The organism is Streptomyces fuscigenes (assembly GCF_021556455.1).
GTDB classification, from domain to species: domain Bacteria; phylum Actinomycetota; class Actinomycetes; order Streptomycetales; family Streptomycetaceae; genus Streptomyces; species Streptomyces fuscigenes.
Genome location: NZ_JAKGCV010000433.1, coordinates 1 through 4,572 on the forward strand (window position 1 = coordinate 1; position 4,572 = coordinate 4,572).

A 4,572-nucleotide genomic window follows, 5' to 3' on the forward strand; every position below is an offset into this window, starting at 1 on the left:
TGCGCGGGGGCGCCCCGCCCGCCCCCGCCGCGGCCGAACCGGCGACCACCAGGGAGGTGCCGAGGCCGACCGCCCCGCGCCCGGGCGCGGTCAGCGCGGACCCGAAGAAGGCGCCGTACGCGTCCATGGTGCCGACCACGACGGGTGCGGAGCCGCAGCCCAGGTCCGGGTCGGTGACGGGTCCGAGCACCTCGGCCGGCTCCCGCAGCGGCGGCAGCATCCCCGGCAGCCCGTCCACCGCGGCGACGGCCTCGTGCAGGTAGGCGGCGCCGCTCGCGTCGACCAGGCGCACGGGCGTCAGCCGGTCGGTGGCGACGCGGCCGGTGAGCCGCGCGATCACGTAGTCCTTGGGGCTGAGCACCCAGCGCGCGTCCGCCCACCACCGCGGGCGCTGCCGGGCGAACCAGAGGGCGCGGGCCGGGAGGTACGACGCGTCGAGCGTCACCGGACCGCCCCACAGCCGCGACTTGTCCTCCGCCGTCCAGCGGGCGTCCAGCTCGCGCGCGGTGCCGGCGCACCGTGTGTCCTGCCAGACGATCGCGGGCCCGAGCGGGCGCAGCTCCGCGTCGGCGAGCAGATGCGTGTTGACCTGGCTCACCACCCCCAGGGCCCGCACGGCCCCGGCCGGCAGGCCCGCGGTGACGGCCCGCAGCCCCTCGGCGCAGGCGCGCCACCAGTCCTCCGGGTCCTGCTCGACCCAGCCCTCCCGGGGGCGGCGCAGGGCGAGCGGCACGGAGTGGGAGACCAGCGGCTCCCCCGCCGGGGAGAACGACACGACCTTGACGGCGGTGGTTCCCACGTCGACACCCAGGAGCACGTCATCGGTCACACGGCCCACTCTGCCACCGGCCGCCCCGCGCCGCCGGTGGCGCGGTGGCGGCCGCACGGGGCCGCCGGGCCCGGAGCGGTCCGGTCAGCGGGCCCCCGGGGCGGTCCGGTCAGCGGGTACCCGGGGCGGCCGGGCCACCGGCGGTCGCGCCCTCCGGGGCGAGCGCGGTCAGCGCGCGGATCTCGTCCGCGCTCAGCTCCAGGTCCGAGGCCGCCAGGTTCTCCCGTACGTGCGCGAGGCCCGTGGTGCCGGGGACCGGCAGCATCGCGGGCGACCTGGCCAGCAGCCAGGCGAGCGCGACCTGCGCGGTCGTCGCGCCGTGCCGCCGCGCGACGGGCTCGACGACCCGGCGGACCGCCTCGGGACCCGCGGTGTCGGTGGCGTCCCCGGGCGGGGTGAGGGACACGGGCTGCCAGGGCGAGAAGACGGCGCCCGCCTCCACGGCCGCGTCGAGCAGCTCGGCCTGCTGCCGGTCGACGAGGTTGTAGTGGGCGGTGACGGCCGCGATGTCGACGACGGCGCGCGCCGCGCGCAGCTGCTCCGGGGTCACGTTGGACAGGCCGATGTGCCGGATCACGCCCTCGTCGCGCAGTTCGGCGAGCGTGGCCACCTGGTCCTCGAAGGACGCGTCCTGCGCGTAGCCGCTGTGCAGGTAGTAGAGGTCGATGCGCTCGACGCCCAGGCGCCGCGCGCTCAGCCGCGCGGACTGCCGCAGGTACTGCCGGTTGCCGATCGCGCTGATCGTGGACAGGTCGCGGCCGCCGCGCACGAAGCCGCCCTTCGTCGCGATCACCAGGTGCTCGGGATAGGGGTGCAGGGCCTCGCGGATCAGGAGCTCGTTCGTGTGCGGGCCGTAGACGTCGGCGGTGTCGACGAGGGTCACGCCCGCGTCGACGGCCCCCCTCAGCACGGCGATCCCGGCCTCGCGGTCGGGGTAGGGGCCCCACAGGCCGGGGCCGGTGAGCCGCATTGCGCCGTAGCCGATGGGGCCGGTGGGCAGGTCGCCGCCGAGGAGGAGCCCGGCGCGCCCGGCCGCGGGGGTCCGGTCGGCGGCGGGGGTCCCGTCGGCGGCGGAGGTCCCGTCGGCGGCGGAGGTCCGGTCCGCCGCGGTCTCCCGGCCCGCGGCGGAGGGGCCTGTCGTCGTGGAGGGGCCCGTCGTGGCGGCGGGCCCGGTCGGGGTGGTCTGTTCGGTCATGGTGGTTCGCTCCCTGGTCGTGCGGCCGGCGGGGACGGGCCGGGGTGCGGATGGCGCTCACCGGCCCTGCCCACCACCGTCGTGCCGTGCGGCGCCGCGAACCAGGGAGGACTCTGCCTGTGCAGTCCAGTACCAGGCACGCGCCCCCCGACCGGCGGAGACTGGAGCCATGGCGCGACACACGGGCCCCGGCACCGCCGGCGGCGACAACGAACTGGGCGACTTCCTGCGCGCCCGCCGGGCCGCCCTCGACCCCCGGCAGGCCGGGCTGGTGGACGACGGCAGGCTCCGCCGCGTCCCGGGGCTGCGCCGCGAGGAGCTGGCCCAGCTCGCCCACGTGTCCATCGACTACGTCGTACGGCTGGAGCAGGGCAGGACGCTGAGCGTCTCCCGCCCGGTGCTCGACGCGCTCGCGGACGCCCTGCAGCTCGCGCCGGACGAACGGGCGTACCTCTTCACGGTGGCCGATGTCACCCAGCCCGCACCGGCGGCCGGGCGCGCGGGCCGGACGCGGGTCGCCCCGGGGCTGCTGCGGCTGCTCGACGGCATGCGCGACGTCCCGGCGATGGTGCTCGGCCGCCTGACGGAGGTACTGGCCTGGAACTCCGCGGCGGCGGCGCTCCTGACGGACTTCGCGGCGCTTCCCCGGGCCGAGCGCAATCTGATCCGGCTGACGTTCCTCGACGACGGCTACCGGAACCTGTACGCGGACTGGCCCCGCGCCGCGCGCGACTGCGTGGCCGTGCTGCGCATGGAGGCCGGCCGGCGGCCCGAGGATCCCGCACTGCGCGCACTGGTCGACGAACTGACCTCGCGGGACGAGGACTTCGCGCACTGGTGGGAGAGCCACCGGGTGCGCGGGGGCCGGGAGCTGGCCAAGACGTACGTGCACCCGGTGGTCGGCCCGCTGACGCTCGACGTGCAGCAGCTGTCCGTGGACACCGAGCCCGACCAGATGCTGGTGGCCTACACGGCCGCGCCCGACTCGGAGTCCGAGGCCGCGCTGCGCTTCCTGCTCCAGTGGTCGGGCGGCACGGCACGGGCGGGCGGCGGGGCCCCGGACGGCGCCTCGGCCCGGGATTCCTGAGGGCCGGGAGCCCCGCGGGCGGGATCGTGGGAGCGGGGCGCCGTCAGGGCGGGCAGCGGTGGGAGCGGGGTCCTGTGGGAGCGGGGAACCGCGGGGACGGGGCTTCCACGGGCGGGGAGCCGTGCGGCGGGCGGGGGCGCGGCGGGCAGGGCGAGGGCCCGGCCGCCAGGGACCGCCTTACCGGCCGGCGGGCGCGTCCCAGCGGACTGCCAGTTCCCGCGGCTTGCGGAAGACCAGCCCGTAGGGCGCGCTCGGCCGGTCCTCGTCCAGGCGCAGCCCGGGCAGCCGCTCGAAGCAGGCCCGCAGCGCGATCACCGCCTCCAGGCGGGCGAGGTGCGCGCCGAGGCAGTAGTGCGGGCCGTGCGCGAAGGCCAGCTGCAGGCGGGAGTTGGGGCGGCGGAGGTCGAAGCGGTCCGGGTCGGGGAAGACCTCCGGGTCGCGGTTGGCGCCCGCCAGCGACACGACGACGAGATCCCCCGCGCCGATCCGGGCGCCGCCGAGGTCGGTGCCGGCGGTGGCGTAGCGGTCCACGACGGCGGCACCCGGCTCCAGGCGCAGCGACTCCTCAACGGCGTCGCCGATCAGCCCCGGGTCCGCGGTCACCTCGTCAGCGAGGCCGGGCTCGGACAGCAGGTGGTACAGGGCGTTGACGATCATTCCCTCGGTGGTCTCTATGCCTCCGAAGAGCAGCACGGCCGCGTTCGCCGCGATGTCGCCGACCCCCAGCCGCTCGGCGGCGCCGGCGAGGAGCCCCTGGGCCGCCGGGCCGTCCGGCGCGCCGTCGGCCCGTACGGTCGCGGCGACGGCGTCACGCAGGGCGGCGTACGCGGCGGGGCCCTCGGCGCCGGCCTCCTCCCCGCGGGTGAGCCGGTCCACGGCGGCCACGATGGCGTCGTACCAGCCGAGCACGTCGGGCACGGGCACGTTCCTCAGGCCGAGCACGTCGGCCATGACGACCGCGGCCAGCGGTCCGGCGAAGCCGCGCCGCAGCTCCCCCGCGCCGCGCCCCGCCAGCCCGTCGAGCAGCCGGCCGGCCTCGCCCGCGATGGACTCCGCGAAGGCCGCGTGCACCGCGCGCGGCTTGAAGGGCTCGACGAACGGGTCCCGGTGGCGGGCGTGTTCGGCGCCGTCCAGGGAGAGCATGCTGGGCCCGATCACCCTGGCGGTGGTGAAGCGCGGGTCGTCCACGGTGAAGGTCGCCGCGTCGCGCATCACGCGCACCGCGAGCTCCCGGCCGGTCACGAGCCAGCCCCCGAGCGCCTCCACCCACACGACGGGCCCCTCGGCCCGCAGGCGGGCGAGGTGCGGGTGGGGATCAGCGGCGAGTTCGGCGAGCGTGACGCTGGGGGCTGGGACCATCACGCGAGCCTAACCCGCGCTGGTGACAGGCCCGGAGGCGGTCGCACGCGCCCGCTCCGGCGGCACCGCGCGCCCGCGCCGCGCCCCCGCGCCTCCCGGCCG

General features: G+C 77.7%; 4 protein-coding genes. 1 reads left to right on the forward strand and 3 read right to left on the reverse strand.

Annotated features, from left to right (window positions below):
• On the reverse strand, positions 1-829 hold an 829-nt coding region (locus tag L1885_RS24035; RefSeq protein ID WP_308117387.1), incomplete at its 3' end, for a xylulokinase.
• A 109-nt stretch (positions 830-938) separates the two neighbouring features.
• Positions 939-2,024: an aldo/keto reductase gene (locus tag L1885_RS24040; protein ID WP_235799259.1), complete on the reverse strand. Its 1,086-nt coding sequence runs from the start codon at positions 2,022-2,024 to the stop codon at positions 939-941.
• 169 nt (positions 2,025-2,193) lie between these two features.
• On the opposite strand from L1885_RS24040, the gene L1885_RS24045 reads away from it, so the two are divergent.
• On the forward strand, positions 2,194-3,111 hold the full coding sequence (locus tag L1885_RS24045; RefSeq protein ID WP_235799260.1) for a helix-turn-helix transcriptional regulator: 918 nt from the start codon (positions 2,194-2,196) through the stop codon (positions 3,109-3,111).
• A gap of 177 nt (positions 3,112-3,288) precedes the next feature.
• Here L1885_RS24045 and L1885_RS24050 read toward each other — a convergent pair whose 3' ends face one another.
• Positions 3,289-4,470: a cytochrome P450 gene (locus L1885_RS24050; RefSeq protein WP_235799261.1), complete on the reverse strand. Its 1,182-nt coding sequence runs from the start codon at positions 4,468-4,470 to the stop codon at positions 3,289-3,291.
• Between the last annotated feature and the right edge of the window lie 102 nt (positions 4,471-4,572).

Coding starts and splice junctions, on each gene's coding strand:
- L1885_RS24050 (WP_235799261.1), bottom strand. CDS start 4,470: ATGGTCCCAGCCCCCAGCGTCACGCTCGCCGAACTCGCCGCTGATCCC.
- L1885_RS24040 (WP_235799259.1), bottom strand. CDS start 2,024: ATGACCGAACAGACCACCCCGACCGGGCCCGCCGCCACGACGGGCCCC.
- L1885_RS24045 (WP_235799260.1), top strand. CDS start 2,194: ATGGCGCGACACACGGGCCCCGGCACCGCCGGCGGCGACAACGAACTG.